Origin of the sequence: Sphingomonas sp., assembly GCF_964263785.1 — a bacterium.
Taxonomy (GTDB): domain Bacteria; phylum Pseudomonadota; class Alphaproteobacteria; order Sphingomonadales; family Sphingomonadaceae; genus Sphingomonas.
In genome coordinates, this window is sequence record NZ_CAXVWL010000124.1 from 66959 (window position 1) to 85991 (window position 19033).

Sequence of the window (19033 nt, forward strand, 5' to 3'; positions counted from 1 at the left end):
TCTTTCCCATCACCACGGCGCTCATGGCTATCACCCAAACCCCCATCCGTGCGCGCGACGGCGCGTGCTCGGCACGATTGCTCGAAGATGACGAGCGCGATACCGACGCGCCGTTGCTGGTGTGCATCCACGGGGGCGGCTGCAACGCGCGCTATTTCGAGATGATGCGTCCCTCTTTGGCCGATGCAGCGCTCGCGCGCGGCTTTGCGGTGCTGCTCGTCGACAGGCCGGGGCACGGCGGCAACCCGGCGCCGGCTTCGGACCAGCCGGTCGCGGACTCGGTCGCGCACATCCGCGATCTTGTCGCCGACGTATTGGCCAAGCACCAGCCCGGCACAAGCAATGCCGCGCTGGTCGGCCATTCGATCGGCGGCGCGGTGGCGCTGATGCTCGCCGCAGACCCGCGCGGGCTGCCGTGGCGCGCGGTCGCGGTGTCGGGGATCGGCGACGAGCCCCCCGCCGCCACCCGCGCCTGGGCCGCCGGTGCGACGACGGGAGCGAATCCGGGCGAGACCGAGCCGGTGGCGGACATGTTCTTCGGCCCCCCTGGCACCTACGACTGGCGCGGCCCCGCGGCGTTGCGCCGGGTCGCCGAGCCGTGGAACCTGGCCGAAGTGCTGGAGATCGTGTCGCGGTGGCCAAAGCGCTGGCCCGACGTCGCAGCCGCGATCCGCCTGCCCGTCCACCTACGCCTCGCCGACCACGACGGTATCTGGCACACCGGATTGCATGTGGTGGAACGGATGGCGGCGCGGCTCACCGCCTCGTCGCTGGTCGACGCCGCGCTGCTGCCCGACGGCGGCCACGTGTACGACATCCATCGCCGCGGCCCCGAGCTGATCGCCGCGCAGATCGACTTCGTGGCGGGTCAGATCGCCGGCGGGTAGTCCATCTCCTGCCGCAGCATCGCGTCGGCGTGCGGCGACACGTCGCCCGATCGCACGACGCGCTGCCCCCGCCGGTGCCGCCAGATGACCGCGATCGCAGCCAGGGTCAGCGCCGCATAGCACAGGCACAGCAGCCGCGCCGATTCGAACGCGGTCGTCGGCGGCGCCCAGACGATGACGGGCAGCCCGACCGCCAACGACACCAGATTGACCCCGAACCAGGTGCCGGTGCCGCGGATCGCCATCACGTAGGAGCCGAGCAGGTTCACCGCGCCGCCGAATGCTGCGGCGACCAGGATGGTGAAGACGAACAGCCGCGGAAAGTCGTACTGCGGCCCGTACACGTGCGTGAGCAACGGTTGACAGATTGCACCGGCCATCGCGCACGCAAGCACGACCGCGAAGGTAAACCCGGCGGGCTTGACGATCGCTCCGAGCCGCAACGCGCCGGTGTGCGCCTGCCGGACGAAACGCGGAAACAGCACTTGCCCGAACGCCAGCGGGATGAACAGCACCAGCGCGAACCACTGCATGCCGAGCCCGAACTGATTGAATTGGTCCGGCGACACCTGATGCTCGACAAGCGCGCGCGCCGCCAGCCAGTTCATTGTCGCGTAGATCGCAGTCACGCCCAGACCGGGCAGCCCGATCGCGAGCACCGCTTTTATCGCTCCCCAGCGCGGGACCCGACGCACCGAAGCCCAGCCGATCACGCCGTTGCGCGACAGATGGCGGACATAGGCGATCGCCGGGATCAGCATCGACGCAATATTCGCGGCGATCAGGAGCGCCAGGCTGTGCACCACCAGGCTGAGCGCCACCGCCGCGACCAACAGCAGGCTACCCGCCAGCACCGGCCGAAACGCCTCGCGAAAGCCGCCATTGGCATAGATGGCGGCTTGCGTCAGCCGCGGGACAATGCGTCCGTCCGCTCCCGGCTGCTTCAGCTGGACCGCGCCAACTCCGCCCCAATAATGTCCAGGTAGCTCTCCGTGCGGTTGCTGGAGTCGAGAACGCGACGGTAAGCCTGCGATACGCCAGCCGCACGGCTCCAGGCGGCAGGTATGCCATCTTCGAAGTCCAAAAGTGAATCAACGATGCTTCCCGGATTGGCGGGATCGAACCATCCCTGCGCTTTAGCCGATGCGCGCACGAAGTCCCGGTCCGATGCTATTAGCGGGACGCCCAACACGTTTGCCTCGAGCGGCGTCGCGGAGCTCGCTTCGAGAAGGGAGGGAAAGAACACCCCGTCGACTGTCGTGTAGATTTGCGCCAGGCCGCCGGGCGTCACTTCGCCGTGGTTGTGCATCGAACGCCGCGACTCAGGCGACAGCGCCTGCCATTCGTCGGCGCGCAAGGTGGTATGGACGACCAACCGCCTCCCGCTACGCGCTGCATAGAGATCGCCGGTTGGACCGATGATATCCAGGTTTTTGTGCGGGTAAGCGCGCGTTGGATAAAGCAGGTGCAGCTCGCCGGGAGCTACCCTCGCTGACCGAGCTGGCACCTTCGCAGCGCGAATCACCGGATGCGGACGGTTCGGCACCACTCTGATCCTCGACGGGGCTATCCCGTAACGCGCGGTCAGCCTCGCAGCGATGGCGTCGGTTTCGATGACATAGATGTCCGAGCGACCGACCAGGCGTCGCTTGATGGCGACACCGATCCGTTCGCGCAGCGGTCGCGCGCGATGCGCCTGCCCATATTCCACCGGATCGTACACCAGCGTCACTTCCGCAAAGCCCGCGATCTCGCGGCGAGCGAGACGGCCGGTGTAAGTCGGTCCGAACAGGGTGAACCGCACGTCGAACGCGTCCCGCGATGGCTTAAGCGGTGCGAGCACGGTCGGTCTGGTTTCGACCACTTCCACAACGCCAGGCAGCGTGGCGGTGTCGATCGACAGATGGCCGCGAACGGCGGGCGATATCCTGATGGCCGTTCGGTCGATCAGCCATGGATAACGTTCGCGCAAAGCCGGTGCAGACAGTTCCTGCAGTGTTGCGGAGGCGACCTGCACGCCACCTCCGACCCGCAGGTTGGAGAAATCGAGTAGAACCCGCTTCATGGAGCGGCAGGCGTGGTCGTCCGCCCCCCCGTCCGTGCGGTGTATACGGCGATCGGTATCGCCAGCGCCAACAGACTACCGTAGGCAATGCCCACCACGAGAACCGCGGCGAGTGCGGTGGCGGGTGGCGCAACGTGCAAGCACGCGATGCAGATCGACAGTGCGATCAGGCTTGCTGCCATCCACGTTCCCGCGCCACGGCTGGCGATCACGAAATGCGAAAGCAGCGTCTGGGCACCGGCGACCGCCGCGGCCAGAATCACGCAGACGACGAACACCGGCGAGAACGGGTATTTGTTGCCGTAGAGCAGGATCAGCAGTGGCGTGAACAGCGCCGCAAAGGGCGCCATGACCAGCAGCATGGCGACGGTAGAGGCCACAGGCTGGATGATCATTCGCGCTGGCGTGGACTGCTGGTGCGCCATGCGGATGTATCGCGGAAAGACCGCCTGCCCCAAAGCCAAGGGGATGAAGAGTACGAGCGCGAACCACTGCATCCCGACGGAGAACATGTTGAACTGCTCAGCAGATGATTGATGCGAAAGCAGACTGCTGGCGATCATCCAGGTCATCGACGTGAAGATCACACCGATACCGATGCCGGGCACCGCGGTCCGCAATACGTCGTGAAACGCCTCAGATGAGGGCAGCCTTAGGCTGGGCCGCGGCACCGTGTCATAGGCGGACAGCGCCCGTGCCGAGCCGATGGCGGCGACCAGCGGCGAGGCGAGCGCGCCGACGATCAGAAAGTGCACGTCCGATCGCGCAATTGCCAGCGCCGCCCCGAGCGCCAGCAGCGCAGAACCCGACAGGATCGGCAGCAGCGCGCGACGGAAGCCCCGCACAGCGTAGAGCGAGGACTGCCCGAGCACCGACCAGGCGCTGAGCGCGCCACCGGCCACCACCCACCACGCGTTGAGCGACACCGCCGACGGCATCAGTACGGGTATGTAAAGCGGTTTGAGAACCACCGCACCGACCGTTGCTGCGGCGGCCAGATAGAGCACCACCGACAATCGCTCGCGATCGCCGTCGGTCGTGTCGCCGCGCGCCAGCAGCTTGGCGGCTGCGAGCGGTAGGCCGAGGCCGAGATAGCTCGCCAATACCGTCGTCGTCAGCAGGAACACGTTATAGGTAGAGAAAGCTTGCACGCTCAGGAACTGCGCCATCAGCATGCTGATCACATGCAGCGCACCCTTCGACCAGAGCTGTGCGGTGATGATGAACGCGGTGTCCTGAACGATTGGCCGGCGGCCGGTTCGCCCGGCAGCCGTCCAGACAGACTTCAGCCGGCTGGTTCGCGCCATGATCTCAGCGTGCGCCAAGAGCCGGACCATGCAACGGTCCGGCGGCGAGGCGTGGCGCCTCGGTCCACTTGCCGACCCGGTTCAGGATCAGAATGTAGACGACCATCGGCGCGACGCTGAACCAGACTCGTGAGCCAAAATCCGCCATGCCGCCCCAGAAGAGTGTAACCAGCCAAGCGTTGAACATGATGCCGGGCGATCCGTACGGCGCGCTCGCCCATTTTACCGCCCGGCTGAGACCGGTAACGACCAGCACGAGCACGAACGCAGATACGAGCCACCATCCTCCTGCCAAAAAGATGTGCTCGCCAAAGAAGCCGATCGCGGTGGAATGCTCTTCGCCCAGACCGGCCCGGCCCATGAACACGTCGACAAAGGTATAATTGATGCCCACCGGCTTGTCGGGCCAGAGGCTCCGCGGGAACCACTGGATGACGAGCAGCGACCATTGATGCCAGATCGGCTCATGATAGTTGACCGTGCCCGCGCCTTGCCAAAGCCCCTGCGTCAGGGTCAGCGGCGACGCGCCCGAGTCGTCCGCCAGCCCCGCTACGCCGTCGCTCCAGCCAAAACGCATCACCCGTCCGATAAACACCAACGCTCCCGCGCCGATCGAAAAGGCGAAGACGTTGAGCTTGAATGTCCGGTAATGGACGCTGACCAGAATCGGCGCCAGTGCGAACGAGGCGAGGATCAACCGGCCGTAGCCGCTCCAGAACAGCAACGAATAGGCCATGATCGCCGCGAGGATGACCGCTAGAGCGATCAGCCGCCGCGGCCTCGATGGGGTGGAGGCGTGCAGCCGCTCGAGGTGGACGACGCTCATCGCGTAGGTGGCATGGAAAATCTGTTCAATGCCGCCGAAGGCTTGCGAAGCGAGGCCGACCGACAGCAACACCACGATCAGCACGAACTCGTAACGCCGCGGCTCCGACGAGGTTGCCAGAAACCTGTCCGCCGGGAGCCACGCGAGCAGAAGCATCGCCAAAAGGATGTACAAGGCAAGCCAGGCGGGACTGACCCCCAGATTCACATACATCAGTGCGTATAAGGGAACGACGAAGAGAGTCACCGCGCTGAACAGCACGATCGCGCCCAGACTCGTAGAGCCGTACGGGTAGAATGCGAAGAGCATGACGCCCGTCAACACCAACAACGTGAAATCGTTGTTCCCGAAATCCAGATAAAGGTTGGCGCAGAAGATCAAGACGCACAAAAGGGGGATCAGGAGATTGCGCACAAACTGTGTTAGCATTTTCAAGGCACTCGTGATGACGGCCCGCTCGCAGGGACACGCCGGATCGTTTCGATTTGCAACCCGGCACCCGCGACCGCCCACCGCTCGGGAACAATCGGCCCGGCCCAAATCGGCAATGCGAACATTCAGCTTCCCATATACGGAAAATAGAAGATCGCCAGTGCGCCATGCGTGCCGTCGTCACCGACCGCGGGCTTGGTGATGCGGACGTAGAGTTCGCCGTCCGCCAGCGTCTGCCAGCGGGTCGCGTCGTGCATCACCACCGGGCACAGCCCGGCCGGTCGCCCGCGATCAGCGCCTGGCCGATGGCGCGGGTGAAGCGGCGGTCGGCGAACCATTCGATCAGCGTATCGGTGCCTGCGCGATTGTGGTCGATGAACACCGCGAGGCCCGTCACCGTCATCTTGCGCGGGAAGCCGCCGATGACGAATTTCCCGCCCTTGCGGCCCCCATGGTCCTCGCCCTCCACCCCGGTGTTGACCAGCGCCTTGCCCACGTGCCGCCACAGGAACACCTTTTGCGCATCGATCGCGCCGGTGAACGCTTCGCCACCGCGATACTGGTCGACCGGCACGTTCTCGTTGGCGCGCCACTCGATCAGGTAATGGCTGCCCTCGCCCAGGAACTGGACGGTCGCAGGATCGGGCGCGCGGACCGCGTCGCGGAACGACCAACGGCGGCTGAGCGGGCCCAGCTGGCTGCTGCCCAGCTTCACCACGCCCTCGATCGTGCCGCCCTCCTGCTTCACCCGGATCGCGTCGCTGCCCGATGTCGCGTCGCCGACCTGAATGATGACGTGGGTGGCCGGGTCGGGCCAGGCCGTGCCCGATGCGATACTCGTCTCGCGGAACACGATGTCGCAATTGGAGCCCCCGGCATCGGTCGCGAGCCTGCTGGCGCGCGCATCGAGCAGCATCCGGTCGCCTTTGCCGTGATATTCCAGCTTGGTGCTCATCACCGTGGTGCGCGCGCCGAAATAGTTGAACTGGCCGGTGCCGGGATTGCCCGATCCCTCGGGCAGCGCGATGAACGACCCGTAGATGTCGCCGACATGATTGACGATCAGCGTCTCGCCCGCGCCGCTCAGCCGGAATGTGGTGTCGGCGCAGCCCGAGGCGGTGTTGAGGAAGGTCCAGCCGATCGCCTGGTTGTTGCGGGTGCGATCGTAGCCGACCGAGGTCAGGAACACGCATTGCTCGATCAGCGCCTTGTCGCCATTGCCCGGCGCGTGGACGCCGTTGACGACATCGCCGTTGTTGCGGATCGCGGTGCCGAAGCCCTCCACGATCAGCCGCTTGAGCGACAGATTGCCACCACCGCCGGTGCCGTCGAGGTCGATGCCGACGCTCGCGCCCGGCGTGGCCGCAACATTGTGCAGCGTCAAATCATGGACATGGACATTGACATAAGTCCTGAGCGACAGCCCCGCCCCCGCCGCGCCGACGTCGAACCGCAGGGTGGAGGCGAACGGCGCGTCGCCGCCGAGGTCCAGCCCGAGCTGGCTCGCGCCGCCGAAGCCGAGCGGGCCGACCGCATACGAACCCTTGGGCACGACGATCCGGCCGACCCCCCACCAGCCGCCGGCCGGGTCGCGGTACGACCGCGTCGCGCTCTGCGCGGCAAAGGCGCTCGCGAAGGCGCGGGTCGCGTCGCCGCCGCCCGAGACCGCGCCGTAGTCGGTAATCGTCCCCCGCCGCGTCTCGACCAGCCGCTCCTCGACCCCGCGCGGCTTCGGCTCCGCGGGCCGCCCCGGCTGGGCAAGCCCGGCGGCCGCGAGCGTAGCGGTGGTCAGCACACCGCGGCGCGAGGGCAGGAACGGATCGTCGGTCATACTGCTTCCCGCTCGCTCAGAAACCGCGCAGCGCGAGGCGCATCAGATACAGCGCCAGCGGCCGGTCTCGCGGCATCGCGACGCCGATCGCCTCTTCCGCTTCCGCCTTGGTGATGCCCGATCGCCAGAACGCGGAGGTCACCGCCACCTGCCGCGCCATCACCAAGGGCGATAGCCGCGCCCAAAAACGCGGCAACACACTGCCCGCATAGGCGCACTGAAGCTCGTAGCCCTGGCGCAGGCAGGCGAGCTGCTGCGCTTTCTGGGTTAACGAATTCACCGCGACCCGGATCGTCGCGAGCACCTGACGGCTCTCCCCCAGCCGCCACCGCTCGGCAAAGCGCGCGTAGAAGAAATAGTCGCAGGAGGGATGCTCCTCGGGGTAGAAGCCGCCGAGCGCACGAATGTCCGCGGTGCGGCAGATGAAGCCCACCGTGTTGCCGACGACGCATCCCCAGAACAGCTGGCGCGCATCGATCCGGCGGCTGCCGCGCCCACCGAACTGATACGCCTCGCGCGCCCGGTAGATCGCTCCCTTGATCCGCCCCCGTGTAAACCGGACCTCGCGCTGGTCCAGCAGCCGCTTGCGCGACACCAGCCCATCGAAACGCGCGTGCGGGCTGGTCAACTCGGCCAACGTGCGCCGCGCGAAATCGGGGTCGATCATGTCGTCGTCGTGCAGGATGCTGATCCACGCGCCCCGCGCCACCTCGACGCAGCGGTTGATGTTGCCGTACATCCCGATGTTCTCGCGATTGCGCAGATAGCGGACGTTGCCCTCGGCAAGGGCCGGGATCGCGGCCAGCAACGCCTCGTGCCCCAGAGATTCGGGATCGTTGTCGACGATCACCACCTCGAAGGGCTGGCCGAGATCCTGCGCCAACGCACTCGCCACCGCCTCCGCCAGCACGTCGCTGCGGCGATAGGTCGGGATGGTAATCGACAGGACCGGCGCGATCCCGGCGTCGCGTCCCGCAAAGACCTCCTCGGACTCGACATGCGCCCAATCCGCGAGCGCATTGCGCAGCGGCAGGAAGTCCGGGGGCGGCTGCTTCGTCATCCGGGACCGATAGGCAAGCCGCATCGCATAGGCAATCGGGTCTGGATCGAGCCGCAACCTTCCGCAGCGACGTTCTTTTTGCATGGACGCTCGGGGGACACACCACTAACTGACTTGGTCCTCCAGCGGTTCGGATGCCTTTGCCCCACCCCCCCTTCGATGCCGCTGCCGCGCCCCGCGCGGGTGCCCGGGCCCGGATCGCGGGCATCGCCACGCACCTGCCCGATGAGGTGCTCGACAATGCGACCCTGGCCGCGCAATTTCCCGGCTGGTCGGAGGACAAGATCTTCGACAAGACGGGTATCCGCCAGCGCCACATCGCCGCCGCAGGCGAAACCGCGCTCGACCTCGGCGAGGCAGCGGCGCGCAAGTTGCTTCAAAGCGGCACTTGCAGTCCCGAGGACATCGACTTCATCGTCTTCTGCTCGCAGGCAAGCGACTACATCCTCCCAACCTCGGCCTGCCTGCTCCAGCACCGGCTCGGGTTCGGCACCGGCATCGGTGCGCTCGACATCAATCTCGGCTGCTCGGGCTTCGTCTATGGCCTGTCGATCGCTGCCGGACTGATCGCCGCGGGCGTGGCGCGCGGGGTGCTGCTGGTCACCGCCGACACCTATTCCAAATACATCCACCCGCGCGACAAGAGCGTCCGCACGCTGTTCGGCGACGGCGCCGCCGCTACCTTCGTGACCGCCGCGGCAGGCGACGATCCGGCCTGGATCGGTCCGTTCGTCTTCGGCACCGACGGCAGCGGCGCGGCGAGCCTGATCGTCGAGGCGGGCGGCTTCCGCCTGCCCGCCAGCGCCGACACCGCGATCGAGGCGGAGGATCGTTCCGGCAACGTGCGCACCCGCGGGCACCTCTATATGGACGGCGCCGCAGTGATGACATTCTCGCTGCGCGAAGTGCCGCGCACCTATCGCGCATTGCTGGAGCGCACCGGCACCACGGCGGCGGACTACGACCATGTCGTGCTCCACCAGGCCAACCGCTTTATGATCGACGCGCTGCAGCGCAAGCTCGGCCTGCCCGACGCGCAGGTGCCGCGGTTCTACGAAACGACGGGCAACACGGTGTCGTCGACCATCCCGTTCGTGCTGGCTAGCTTGTCCGCGGAAGGTCGGCTAACGAGCGGCACGCGCGCGATGCTGATCGGTTTCGGCGTCGGTCTCTCCTGGGCCGGCGCTGCCATCACGTTCTGACGCAACGGAAAATTGATTGGAGCCGAGATGAGCGAATTCTACGAAGGCCTGGCCGAGATCCTTGAGATCGAACCGGATCAGGTAACCCCCGAACTGACCTTGGAAGACGGCAGCTGGGATTCGCTGGCGGTGGTGTCGACGATCGCGCTGATCGACGACGTGTACGACGTCACGGTCCACCCGAACGCATTGGGCGATTGCAAGACCGTTGGCGACATCGAAAAGCTGGTCGCGGCCGAGCGCGGCGAGGGCTGAACCATGCAGATGGGGATGAGGGCGCGCACGGCCGGCGCGCGGATCGCGGGGCTGGCAGCGTGCGTCCCTCCCCGCATCGTCGACAACACCGTCTTCGAGCAGCGGTTCGGCAGCGGTGCCGCCGACGTGACCAAGATGACCGGGGTTCAGCAGCGCCATTATGCCGAAGAGGGCGTGGCGACGTCGGACCTGTGCGAGCGCGCCGCCGAGCATCTGCTCGAAAAACTCGGCTGGGAGCGCGAGAGCATCGACGGGGTGATCTTCGTCTCGCAATCGCCCGATCTGCTGCTCCCCGCAACGGCGTGCATCGTGCAGGGCCGGATGGGGTTGCGCACCGGCATCATCGCCTATGACGTCAGCTTGGGCTGCTCGGGCTATCCCTACGGCCTGTGGCAGGCGATGATGGCGATCCAGAGCGGCGCCATGAAGCGCATGCTGTTGATGGTCGGCGATATCAGCACCCGGTGCATCGACGCCAACGACCGTTCGACCGCGATGCTGTTCGGCGATGCCGGCACCGTCACCGCGATCGAGGCCAGCGACGACCCGAGCGACACCACCTTCTTCGTGCTCGGCAGCGACGGCAAGGGTGCCGAAAATCTGATGATCCCGCGCAGCCGGCAGCGCTCGCCGCTGGCCGAGGGCAAGCTGGAGGGGCGCGATCTCGACGCGCTCTATATGGACGGCGGCGAGATCTTCAATTTCACGCTGAAGTCGGTACCGCCGCTGATCCGCGATACGTTCGACTGGGCGGGCGAGACGGTGGAGTCCTACGACGTGTTCCTGCTCCACCAGGCCAACACCTTCATGATCAATCACATCGCCAAGAAGGCCAAGCTGCCCAAGGACAAGGTTCCGATCAACATGGACCGGTTCGGCAACACCAGCAGCGCGACGATTCCGCTGCTGATGGCCACCGACGTGTCGGACCTGCTCAAGACTGGGCGGCGCAAGATCAGCATGTTCGGCTTTGGCGTCGGCTATTCCTGGGCGGCGGCGTCGATGGAGATCGGGCCGCTCCCGTGCGCGGACCTTGTGATCCTGTGATCTTCGCGTCCGATTGCCTGGCCGGCCGGCGGATCCTCGTCACCGGAGCTTCGTCGGGGATCGGTCGCGAGACCGCCATTCGCCTGGCGCAGCACGGCGCGCAGCTGATCGCGATGGGCCGTGACGAGGGTCGCCTGGCGCAGACCGCGGCGGCGCTCGCCGGCGACGGCCACCTGGTCCGCGCCGCCGACCTGACCGATGCGGACGCCACCGCCGACATCGTCCAGGCGCTGGCCAAGGAAGTCGGGCCACTCCACGGAGTTTTCCATTCGGCGGGCTCGTCGCTGGTGCTCCCGGCCAAGCTGACCAAGAACCGTCACCTCGACGAGGTGTTCGGCGCAGGCTTTCGTGGCGCCTTCGGCATCGCCCGTGCCGCCGCCAAGAAGGGCGTCGTCGCGGATGGCGGCTCCGTCGTGTTCATGTCGTCGGTGTCGTCGCTCCGCGGGCGCCAGGGCATGGTCGCCTATTCCGCGGCGAAGGGCGCAGTCGACGGCATGGTCCGCGCGCTCGCGACCGAACTCGCTACGCGTCGTATCCGCGCCAACAGCATCGTCTCGGGCGCGGTCGAAACCGCGATGCACAACGATTTCGTCAGCTCGGTGGACGAGACGCTGGTGGCCAATTACCGCGATCTCCATCTGCTCGGCTTCGGCCAACCCGGCGACGTCGCCAATGCCGCGATCTTCCTGCTCAGCGACGCGTCCGTCTGGATCACCGGCACCAGCATGGCGGTCGACGGCGGCTACACCGCCAAGTAAGCGACGCGCATGACGATCTTCGCCCCCGACCTTCTCGACGCGCGCCGCGTCCTTGTTACCGGCGCCTCGTCCGGGCTTGGCCGCGCGGCTGCCGTCGCACTCGCGGGCGTCGGTGCCCACGTCATCGTCTGCGGACGCGACGCCGAGCGCCTGGAGGAAACCCGCGCAATGCTACCTGGCGACGGCCACGCAGCGGTCGCGAGTGCGCTCGCCACCGTCGAGGACGGCGCCGAGCTGATGCGCAGCGTCGCCAAGGCGCACGGCGCGCTCGACGGGGTGTTCCATGCCGCCGGGGTAAGCCTGACGCTGCCGGTGCGCCTGACCAAGCAGGCGCATGTCGACGACGTCTTCGGCCCCTCGGTCCACGCCGCCTTCGGTATTGCACGCGGCGCGGGGCAGAAGGGCGTGATGCAGGATCGCAGCGCCCTGGTCTTCATGTCGTCGATCTCCGCCGAGCGGGGACACAACGGCATGATGGTCTATTCGGGCGCCAAGGCCGCGATCCACGGCCTGGTCCGCTCGGCGGCGGTCGAGCTCGCGCCCAAGGGCGTGCGGGTCAACGCGATCATCGCGGGGGCGGTCTATACCGAGATGTACGCGCGCGAGGTCGAGCGGATGGGGCCGGACTGGATCGCCGGCGTCGGCGCCAAGCACCCCTTGGGCTTCGGCGAGACCGACGACATCAGCAACACCGTGCTGTTCCTGCTCAGCGACGCGGGCAAGTGGATCACCGGCACGACGATGACCGTCGACGGCGGATACACCGCGCAGTGACCGTCGACCGGATCGTCATCGTCGGCGGCGGCGGCTTCGGGCGCGAGCTCATCAGCCACGTCACCGATTGCCACCGCGCCGGCATGCTGCCCGCGGTCGGCGGCTATCTCGACGACGCAGGCGACGTGCTGACCCCGTTCGGCCATTACGACCAGCCTTGGCTCGGCGCGCTCGACGACTACCGGCCGCATCCCGGCGACCTGTTCGTCCTCGCGGTCGGCGCACCACGGACCAAGCGCGTGGTCGCCGCCAAGCTGCGCACCCGCGGCGCTCGCTTCGCCACCGTTATACACCCCACCGCCGCCACCTCCCCCACCGCACGGATGGGCGAAGGCGTGATCGTCGGCACCCATGCAGGCCCCGGAGTCGACACCATGATCGGCGATTTCGTCACCATCAACAGCTATTCGGGGGTCGGCCACGATGCGACCATCGGCGATTACACGACGATCAGCGGCCACGTCGACATCACCGGCGGCACCCTGATCGGCAACGACGTGTTCATCGGATCGAACGCCAGCATCCTGCCGCGCGTAAAGATCGGCGATGGCGCGAGCATCGGCGCGGGCTCTATCGTCTACCGCACGATCAAGCCCGGCCAGACCGTCTACGCCCCCCCCGCCAAGCTGCTGAAGCGCGGTTAAAAGCCGCGTAGCAGCCCGCGGATCGTAAACAGCAATAATGGGCGGTCGCGCGGAATGCGGATGCCGAGCATCTCGCCCACCTTCTCGGGCGACAGATCGGACCGCCACACCCGCGAGGTGTTGGCGACCTGGCGCGCCATCAGCAGCGGCGAGAAACGGCGCCAGAAACGCGGCAACACCGTGCCTGCATACGCGCGCTGAAGCTCGTACCCCAGTCGAAGACAGGCAAGCTGTGCCTCGGTCTTCATCAGCGAATTGTCCGCGATCCGGATCGTCGCCAGCGACTGCCCGGTTTCCGCCAGATGAAAGCGGTCGGCGAAGCGCGCATAGAAGAAGTAATCGGATGCGGGATGCTCCTCGGCATGGAAGCCGCCGACCGCTCGCGCCGCGCTCGCCCGACAGATGAAACCGACCGTGTTCCCCGTCGTGCAGCCCCAGAACAGATTGCGTCCCTCGACCCGGCGGGTCGTCCGGACGCCAAAACGGTATAGCTTCAGCAGTCGGCTGGCCCAATGCCGCATCGGCCCGATCCGAATGGGAACGGCTCGATGGTCGACACATCGCTTCTCGCACACGAGTCCATCGATGCGAGGATCGCCGTCCAGCTTGCGCATCATCTCGCGCGCGAAGTTCGGATCGATGAGATCGTCGTCGTGCAGGATCGTGAGCCACTCGCCCCGCGCACTCATGACGCAGCGGTTGATATTGGCGAACATTCCGCCATTTTTCCGGGCTCGCAGGTACAGGAAGTTTGCCGCCGCCAGCCCCGGTATGGCCGCCGCGAGCGCTTCATAGGCCTTAGAAGCAGGATCGTCGTCGACGACGACGACCTCGAACGGTCGATCGAAATCCTGCCCCAGCGCGCACCGGACCGCTTCGATGAGGAACTCTGTACGCTTGAAGGTCGGGATAGTGATCGACAACAGCGGCGTCTGCTCGCGCGCTCCGACGATTATTGCCTCAAGATCGTCCATGTCGCATGCGGCAAGGGCGTTCCGCTCAGGCAGGAAGGTGCGCATCATCCATGTTTCCTCGCGGGCTCCGAACGAGTGTACCCGATGCTACCGCCCCATCAATCATCGCCCGCGGTCGCGACGGCCTTGGTCGTCAGTCCGTTTCCCCCCGGAACGGCAGCATCGTCGTAGCCTCCTCCGAATTGATACCGTGGCGTGCGAACACCTTGGCGACCGTCGCAGCGATGATGCGCAGGTCGAGCGCGAAACTGCGGTGGTCGACATACCAGACGTCGAGTGCGAACTTCTGTGGCCAACCGATCGCATTGCGGCCGTTGATCTGCGCCCAGCCGGTGATCCCTGGGCGCACAAGGAAGCGCCGCGCCTGTTCCGCGCTGTAGAGCGGGTCATAGACGTGGACGAACGGCCGCGGCCCGACGATGCTCATCTCGCCGCGCAGGATATTGAACAGCCCCGGCAGCTCGTCGAGCGAGGTCGATCGCAGGAACCGCCCGAAGCGGGTCAGGCGCACCTCGTCGGGCAGCGCATGGCCCTCGGCATCGACCGCGTCGAGCATGGAGCGGAACTTAACGATGTGGAACGCGCGGCGCCCTCGACCGGTCCGCTGCTGGCGGAACAGCACCGGCCGCCCGAGCGCCAGTGCGATGGCGATGGCCAGCGCCAGCAGCAGCGGCGACAGCACGATCAGCGCGCCGCTCGCCGCCACCACGTCGAAGGCACGCTTGCCGTAGCGGTCGTAGAAGAACATCGCCGAACTCAGGCGGAGAGATACGGGCGCAGCGCATCGACATGCGCGCGGCTCGACGCCGACACAACGACAGTCGCCACCCCTGGCCTGCCGAGCGCATATTGCATGGCTTGATCCGCGGACGTGTCGGTCTCCGCGAACAGCCGCCCCGCCGCGAAGGGGCGAATGGCGATCACGGCCTTGCCCGCCTGCGCACAGGCGGCGACCGCCGCGTCCATCTCGCGTTCCAGCGGATTCACGTAGAGCGCCAGGCCATCGCAATAGCCGGCGTCGATCAGCACCTCGGCAATCGGCAGCGTGTAAGGAAAGCCGACGAACGCGCCGATCTTGCCCTCGCGCTTCAACCCCGCAACCGTGTCGGCGAGCTCGGCCGCGGCATCGTGGAGGATGCGCCGTCGCGCCGCATCCTGCTTGAGGTCGTAGCGCAGCAGCCATTGGACGACCTCGATCCGATCGATCGCGAGCGCGCCGAGGTACGCCTCGACCTTGGCACGCAGTTGCGCGCCCGAGAAGCGATCCTCGCCGTAATGCGGTGCGGCCACCTTGGCGATCACGCCAACGCCTGCGACCGCCAATCGCGACTTACGCCAAGCCGCGCGGAACAGCGGAAAGCTGTCATATTCCGACGAGCAGTGCACCGTAACAATGCCGACCGATGCCGCATGGCGCAGAAGCGCAGTGGCATCGGCCACCTCCCCGACCCCGCCGAGCCGCATCGTGCCCAAGGTTACCGCAGAGACCCGCGTCTCGCGTCCGATCGGGCGGCCCGCGGCTTGCTTCGTCACGCGTCGATCAGCAACGACGTCTTCCAAAGGAACCGCGCCGAGGTCCGCTCCGGATCGAACGAATCGCGGCCGTGAAGCACGTAATCGTCCTTCCAGATCACCGCATCGCCGGGCGACAGTTTCACACGTTGTAAATTCGCCGCGATCCCAGGGCTCCGTTCCAGGAACCGGAAGAACTGCTCGCCCAGGCTCTTCACCTCGTTACCCGCGTCCGCATCGACACAATAGTAGTTCCAATTGACGACCGGCAGGCCGCCCTTCATCTCGATGACCTTGGCCACCTTGCGGTCGCCCGATCGCGCATGCGGGACGTCGGTCGCCTGCAATTGCTCGAGCAGTTCGGGCGCTTCGTCGTGCATCGTATTGTAGACGTCGACCGCATCGATGAACGTGGTTGCCCCGCCGTTCGCGGGCATCGCTACACAGCCAAGGAAGCCGGTACCCACCGCATTGGGGCTCGCCTCCACCTGCACGCTGTCAGGCGAAGTGTACGCACCGTCGGTGTGCAGCGGCTGAGCGTTGGCGGAGTGGCGATAGGCATCGGGCACTGCGGGGTCGTAACGCACCTCGGCCCAATAACTGCCGGTTCGCTGCGAATCGCGATCGCCGATGGTCGCATCCTCCGCCAGTGCCATCGGCACGCCGACATCTTCGAAGAAGCGCCAATAGTAGTCGCGCAGGTCGCCGTCGGGTTTCACCCCGGTGATGTGGATCACCTTGGAGTCGCGCCACACCGCCCGCACCTGATCGGCGATCTGTTCGGGCGCCGCATCGGGCGCGAACTCAAGCGTCGTCAACACGATCTCTCTCCAACCATCACATGGTGCAACGCGGCAAGCCAGTAGAAGATGCAGGCAAGTGCGACAAGCCCGATCCCGTCAAGCTGCCGCGACCGCCTGCAATGCCGGCATCGCCATCGCCCGTGCATAATGCTCCAGGAACGCACGGATACGCACCTCGTCATCGCCGATCATTCCCGGCCGGTCCGACACACGAACGCCGCGCTGGACGTTTTCCAGGATCGCGCGGTCTTCCTCGATCAGCTTCAGCCCGGTCGCGATCGAATCCGCGTTGATGGGATCCTGGCGCGCGCGATGCTTGTCGGACAGCGTAACATTTGGCTCGAAATTGCGCATCCTGAGCATCGTCCGCTCCGCCGACAGCGGCAGAACCTGCCCGACGTAGAACGACAGCCCCTGGCTGGAACTGATGAACAGATTGGGGAAGATGTAGATGTGAAAGAAGCTGTTGTGGGTAAACTTGCGCTCCGCCAGGTGCGACAGATACCGTTGCCGTAGCTCCTCGCGCGGCTGGTCGACCCGAGGGAAATGGGCGCTCGAATGGCCGGCATCGAACACCGCATCGCTGATCGGCAGCTTGCCGACGCCCCACGGCACGAAGGTGTCGCGGTGGACGGTGGCGCAATGATAGCATTCGAGGACGTTCTCGACCAGCAGCTTCCAGTTGGCGGCATGCGGCACCCTGCAAAACTGGACCTCGGCACCCAGATAATCGCTCATCGCCTCCAGCGTCGCGTGGAAATCGCCGAGATGCTCACGCAGCGACGCCGCGCCGCCACCCCGATCGACGAAGACGAACTTGCCGCAGGTCTCCACCGGATAATGCGGCAGGCAAAGATGCGTGTTGTCTTCGCTAAGGAATTGCTCGCGCTTGGGCAGGCCTTTGGGAAATCCGTCCTTGTCGTACGTCCAGCCGTGATAGCCGCACATCAGCAGCCGGTTGCCGCGATCTTCGGTTTGGATGCGGTTGAAGCGGTGCGAGCAGACGTTCTGGAATGCCTTGATCTCGCCACGGAAGTTCTGGACGACGGTCGATGCGCCCTCATGATCGACGCAAACGAAATCGCGGTCGTTCGCGAGCTCGGTCGTCAACGCGACGAACTGCCAGCCGCGTGCGAACAGCAGGCGCATCTCGTCGGCGAAGATCGCGTCCGAATGGTAATTGGCCTTGGGTATCATCGCGCGGGCTCCCTGGCTGCGGCGCCATTGCGTATGGTTCGCATCGACATAGGTGCCGGAGCCAACCGGGCAACCCCCTGGCTGGGTTCAGCGGACCAGCGCGCGCACCCGGGCGGCGACGCGGTCGACGTCGGCATCGGTCATCTGCGATCCCGATGGCAGGCACAGCCCGATCGCGAACGCGCGTTCGGCGATCGCCCCGCCCACGATCCGCGCCGTCTCGAACAGCGGCTGCATGTGCATCGGCTTCCACAGCGGCCGGCTCTCCATGTCCTCCGCCTCCAGCGCCAGCCGCACCGTCTCGCGGTCGAAGCCGGTGCGCTCGGGGTCGATCAGCACCGTCGTCAGCCAGCGATTGGCGGTCATGCCCTCCGGCTCGCCGCTGAAGCGGATGCCGTCGATGTCGCCGAGTGTCATACGGTAGCGCGCGTTGATCCGCCGCCGCGCCGCAACCCGTTCGTCCAGCACCCGCAACTGACCGACGCCGATCGCCGCGCAGACGTTGCTGAGGCGGTAATTGTAACCGAACACGCTGTGCTGGTAATGCGGGGCCGCGTCACGCGCCTGGGTCGACAGGAATCGCGCACGCTCGATCGCCTCGCCATCGTCGCTGGCCAGCGCACCGCCGCCCGAGGTGGTGATGATCTTGTTGCCATTGAACGACAGCACCGCAAAATCGGCGCCCTTGCCCGCATGCACGCCGCTCCGCCGCGCGCCGACCGCTTCGGCCGCGTCGCTGATCCACACGAAGCCGTAACGCTCGCGCAGCGCCGCCATCCGCGCCGCGTCGACGACATGGCCATAGAGGTCGGTGGTAATGACCGCCCGCGGCAGTTTGCCCGCGGCCTGCGCTGCGTCGAGCGCGTGCTCGAACAGGTCGAGGTCGAGCAACAGCGTGTCCTCGTCGATATCGAGAAAGACCGGGGTCGCGCCCATGTAGCAGATCGGCGCCACCCCCCCGATGAAGGTCATCGTCGGGCACCACACTTCGTCGCCGGCGCCGACGCCGGCGAGACGCAGCGCCAGGTGGAGCGCGGCAGTGCCGCTGGCGAGCGCCGCGACATGCGCGATGCCGGTCAGCGCGGCGAGCTGCTCCTCGAACGCGGTCACCATCGGCCCGGTCGGCGCGATCCAGTTGGAAGCGAACACGTCCTGCACCAGCGGCAGCTCGTCGCCGCCCATGTGCGGCGACGAAAGAAACAATCTTGTCATGCGTTTGTGAATCCCGACCCACGGCGCTCGACGCGCGGCGCCTTCCCCAACCACGTCCGACGCCAGTTTTCAAGATGCCCGAACCAACCCTTCGCGCAGGATGGTGCTAGTGGTCTGTGCCTAACGGAAGAGTCCTGAGGGGGTTCCGCTGGTGGGTCGGGCGTGCCAAGCTTTGGCATGCGCACCGGAGTATCGTTCACCGTCTCGGCCACCGATCGCCATCGCCTTGAGGCGGTAATCGCCGACC

General features: G+C 66.3%; 20 protein-coding genes. 7 read left to right on the plus strand and 13 right to left on the minus strand.

What is annotated here, in order from left to right:
• The first annotated feature begins 23 nt into the window (after positions 1 to 23).
• Positions 24 to 887 carry an alpha/beta fold hydrolase gene (locus tag ACE5C1_RS16490; RefSeq protein ID WP_374945161.1) on the plus strand — a complete coding sequence of 288 codons (864 nt, stop codon included), beginning with the start codon at positions 24 to 26 and terminating at the stop codon, positions 885 to 887.
• On the opposite strand, the gene ACE5C1_RS16495 is transcribed toward ACE5C1_RS16490, so the two are convergent.
• The 7 genes from ACE5C1_RS16495 to ACE5C1_RS16525 form a co-directional block, all read right to left on the minus strand.
• Complete coding sequence (locus tag ACE5C1_RS16495) at positions 869 to 1741, minus strand: lipopolysaccharide biosynthesis protein (RefSeq protein WP_374945162.1); 873 nt, start codon at positions 1739 to 1741, stop codon at positions 869 to 871. The two genes, ACE5C1_RS16490 and ACE5C1_RS16495, sit on opposite strands and share 19 nt — an antisense overlap.
• Positions 1742 to 1830: 89 nt before the next feature.
• Positions 1831 to 2952: a glycosyltransferase gene (locus ACE5C1_RS16500; RefSeq protein ID WP_374945163.1), complete on the minus strand. Its 1122-nt coding sequence runs from the start codon at positions 2950 to 2952 to the stop codon at positions 1831 to 1833.
• Positions 2949 to 4289: a hypothetical protein gene (locus ACE5C1_RS16505; RefSeq protein WP_374945164.1), complete on the minus strand. Its 1341-nt coding sequence runs from the start codon at positions 4287 to 4289 to the stop codon at positions 2949 to 2951. The genes ACE5C1_RS16500 and ACE5C1_RS16505 overlap by 4 nt, the downstream gene beginning before the upstream one ends.
• Entirely contained in the window at positions 4264 to 5514 is a 1251-nt protein-coding gene (locus tag ACE5C1_RS16510; protein WP_374945165.1) for a hypothetical protein, read from the minus strand. The genes ACE5C1_RS16505 and ACE5C1_RS16510 overlap by 26 nt, the downstream gene beginning before the upstream one ends.
• A gap of 128 nt (positions 5515 to 5642) precedes the next feature.
• Positions 5643 to 5774: a hypothetical protein gene (locus tag ACE5C1_RS16515; RefSeq protein ID WP_374945166.1), complete on the minus strand. Its 132-nt coding sequence runs from the start codon at positions 5772 to 5774 to the stop codon at positions 5643 to 5645.
• Positions 5774 to 7348 carry a hypothetical protein gene (locus ACE5C1_RS16520; RefSeq protein ID WP_374945167.1) on the minus strand — a complete coding sequence of 525 codons (1575 nt, stop codon included), beginning with the start codon at positions 7346 to 7348 and terminating at the stop codon, positions 5774 to 5776. Before ACE5C1_RS16520 ends, ACE5C1_RS16515 begins: the two co-directional genes overlap by 1 nt.
• Positions 7349 to 7364: 16 nt before the next feature.
• On the minus strand, positions 7365 to 8408 hold the full coding sequence (locus ACE5C1_RS16525) for a glycosyltransferase family 2 protein (protein WP_374945168.1): 1044 nt from the start codon (positions 8406 to 8408) through the stop codon (positions 7365 to 7367).
• 134 nt (positions 8409 to 8542) lie between these two features.
• Here ACE5C1_RS16525 and ACE5C1_RS16530 point away from each other — a divergent pair, with 134 nt between their 5' ends.
• Genes ACE5C1_RS16530 through ACE5C1_RS16555 form a run of 6 tightly spaced genes read left to right on the plus strand, consistent with a single transcriptional unit; the run spans position 8543 to position 13088 of the window.
• A complete protein-coding gene (locus tag ACE5C1_RS16530) occupies positions 8543 to 9610 on the plus strand; it encodes a 3-oxoacyl-ACP synthase III family protein (RefSeq protein WP_374945169.1) in 1068 nt (355 codons plus the stop codon).
• Between the two features lie 27 nt (positions 9611 to 9637).
• Complete coding sequence (locus ACE5C1_RS16535; RefSeq protein WP_374945170.1) at positions 9638 to 9865, plus strand: acyl carrier protein; 228 nt, start codon at positions 9638 to 9640, stop codon at positions 9863 to 9865.
• 15 nt (positions 9866 to 9880) lie between these two features.
• A complete protein-coding gene (locus tag ACE5C1_RS16540) occupies positions 9881 to 10912 on the plus strand; it encodes a ketoacyl-ACP synthase III (RefSeq protein ID WP_374945171.1) in 1032 nt (343 codons plus the stop codon).
• A complete protein-coding gene (locus tag ACE5C1_RS16545) occupies positions 10909 to 11670 on the plus strand; it encodes an SDR family NAD(P)-dependent oxidoreductase (RefSeq protein ID WP_374945172.1) in 762 nt (253 codons plus the stop codon). The genes ACE5C1_RS16540 and ACE5C1_RS16545 overlap by 4 nt, the downstream gene beginning before the upstream one ends.
• 9 nt (positions 11671 to 11679) lie before the next feature.
• Positions 11680 to 12444 carry an SDR family NAD(P)-dependent oxidoreductase gene (locus tag ACE5C1_RS16550; RefSeq protein ID WP_374945173.1) on the plus strand — a complete coding sequence of 255 codons (765 nt, stop codon included), beginning with the start codon at positions 11680 to 11682 and terminating at the stop codon, positions 12442 to 12444.
• Positions 12441 to 13088 carry a NeuD/PglB/VioB family sugar acetyltransferase gene (locus ACE5C1_RS16555; protein WP_374945174.1) on the plus strand — a complete coding sequence of 216 codons (648 nt, stop codon included), beginning with the start codon at positions 12441 to 12443 and terminating at the stop codon, positions 13086 to 13088. Before ACE5C1_RS16550 ends, ACE5C1_RS16555 begins: the two co-directional genes overlap by 4 nt.
• Here ACE5C1_RS16555 and ACE5C1_RS16560 read toward each other — a convergent pair.
• The 6 genes from ACE5C1_RS16560 to ACE5C1_RS16585 form a co-directional block, all read right to left on the minus strand.
• Positions 13085 to 14110: a glycosyltransferase family 2 protein gene (locus tag ACE5C1_RS16560; RefSeq protein WP_374945175.1), complete on the minus strand. Its 1026-nt coding sequence runs from the start codon at positions 14108 to 14110 to the stop codon at positions 13085 to 13087. The genes ACE5C1_RS16555 and ACE5C1_RS16560 overlap by 4 nt on opposite strands.
• An 85-nt stretch (positions 14111 to 14195) precedes the next feature.
• Positions 14196 to 14810 carry a sugar transferase gene (locus tag ACE5C1_RS16565; protein ID WP_374945176.1) on the minus strand — a complete coding sequence of 205 codons (615 nt, stop codon included), beginning with the start codon at positions 14808 to 14810 and terminating at the stop codon, positions 14196 to 14198.
• A gap of 8 nt (positions 14811 to 14818) precedes the next feature.
• On the minus strand, positions 14819 to 15595 hold the full coding sequence (locus ACE5C1_RS16570; protein WP_374945177.1) for an aldo/keto reductase: 777 nt from the start codon (positions 15593 to 15595) through the stop codon (positions 14819 to 14821).
• Positions 15592 to 16395, minus strand: a complete 804-nt coding sequence (locus ACE5C1_RS16575) for a TauD/TfdA family dioxygenase (protein WP_374945178.1) — start codon at positions 16393 to 16395, stop codon at positions 15592 to 15594. Before ACE5C1_RS16575 ends, ACE5C1_RS16570 begins: the two co-directional genes overlap by 4 nt.
• A gap of 78 nt (positions 16396 to 16473) precedes the next feature.
• On the minus strand, positions 16474 to 17574 hold the full coding sequence (locus ACE5C1_RS16580; RefSeq protein ID WP_374945179.1) for an aromatic ring-hydroxylating dioxygenase subunit alpha: 1101 nt from the start codon (positions 17572 to 17574) through the stop codon (positions 16474 to 16476).
• Between the two features lie 87 nt (positions 17575 to 17661).
• Positions 17662 to 18786, minus strand: coding sequence for a DegT/DnrJ/EryC1/StrS family aminotransferase (locus ACE5C1_RS16585; RefSeq protein WP_374945180.1), 1125 nt, complete (start codon positions 18784 to 18786; stop codon positions 17662 to 17664).
• Positions 18787 to 19033 lie beyond the last annotated feature (247 nt).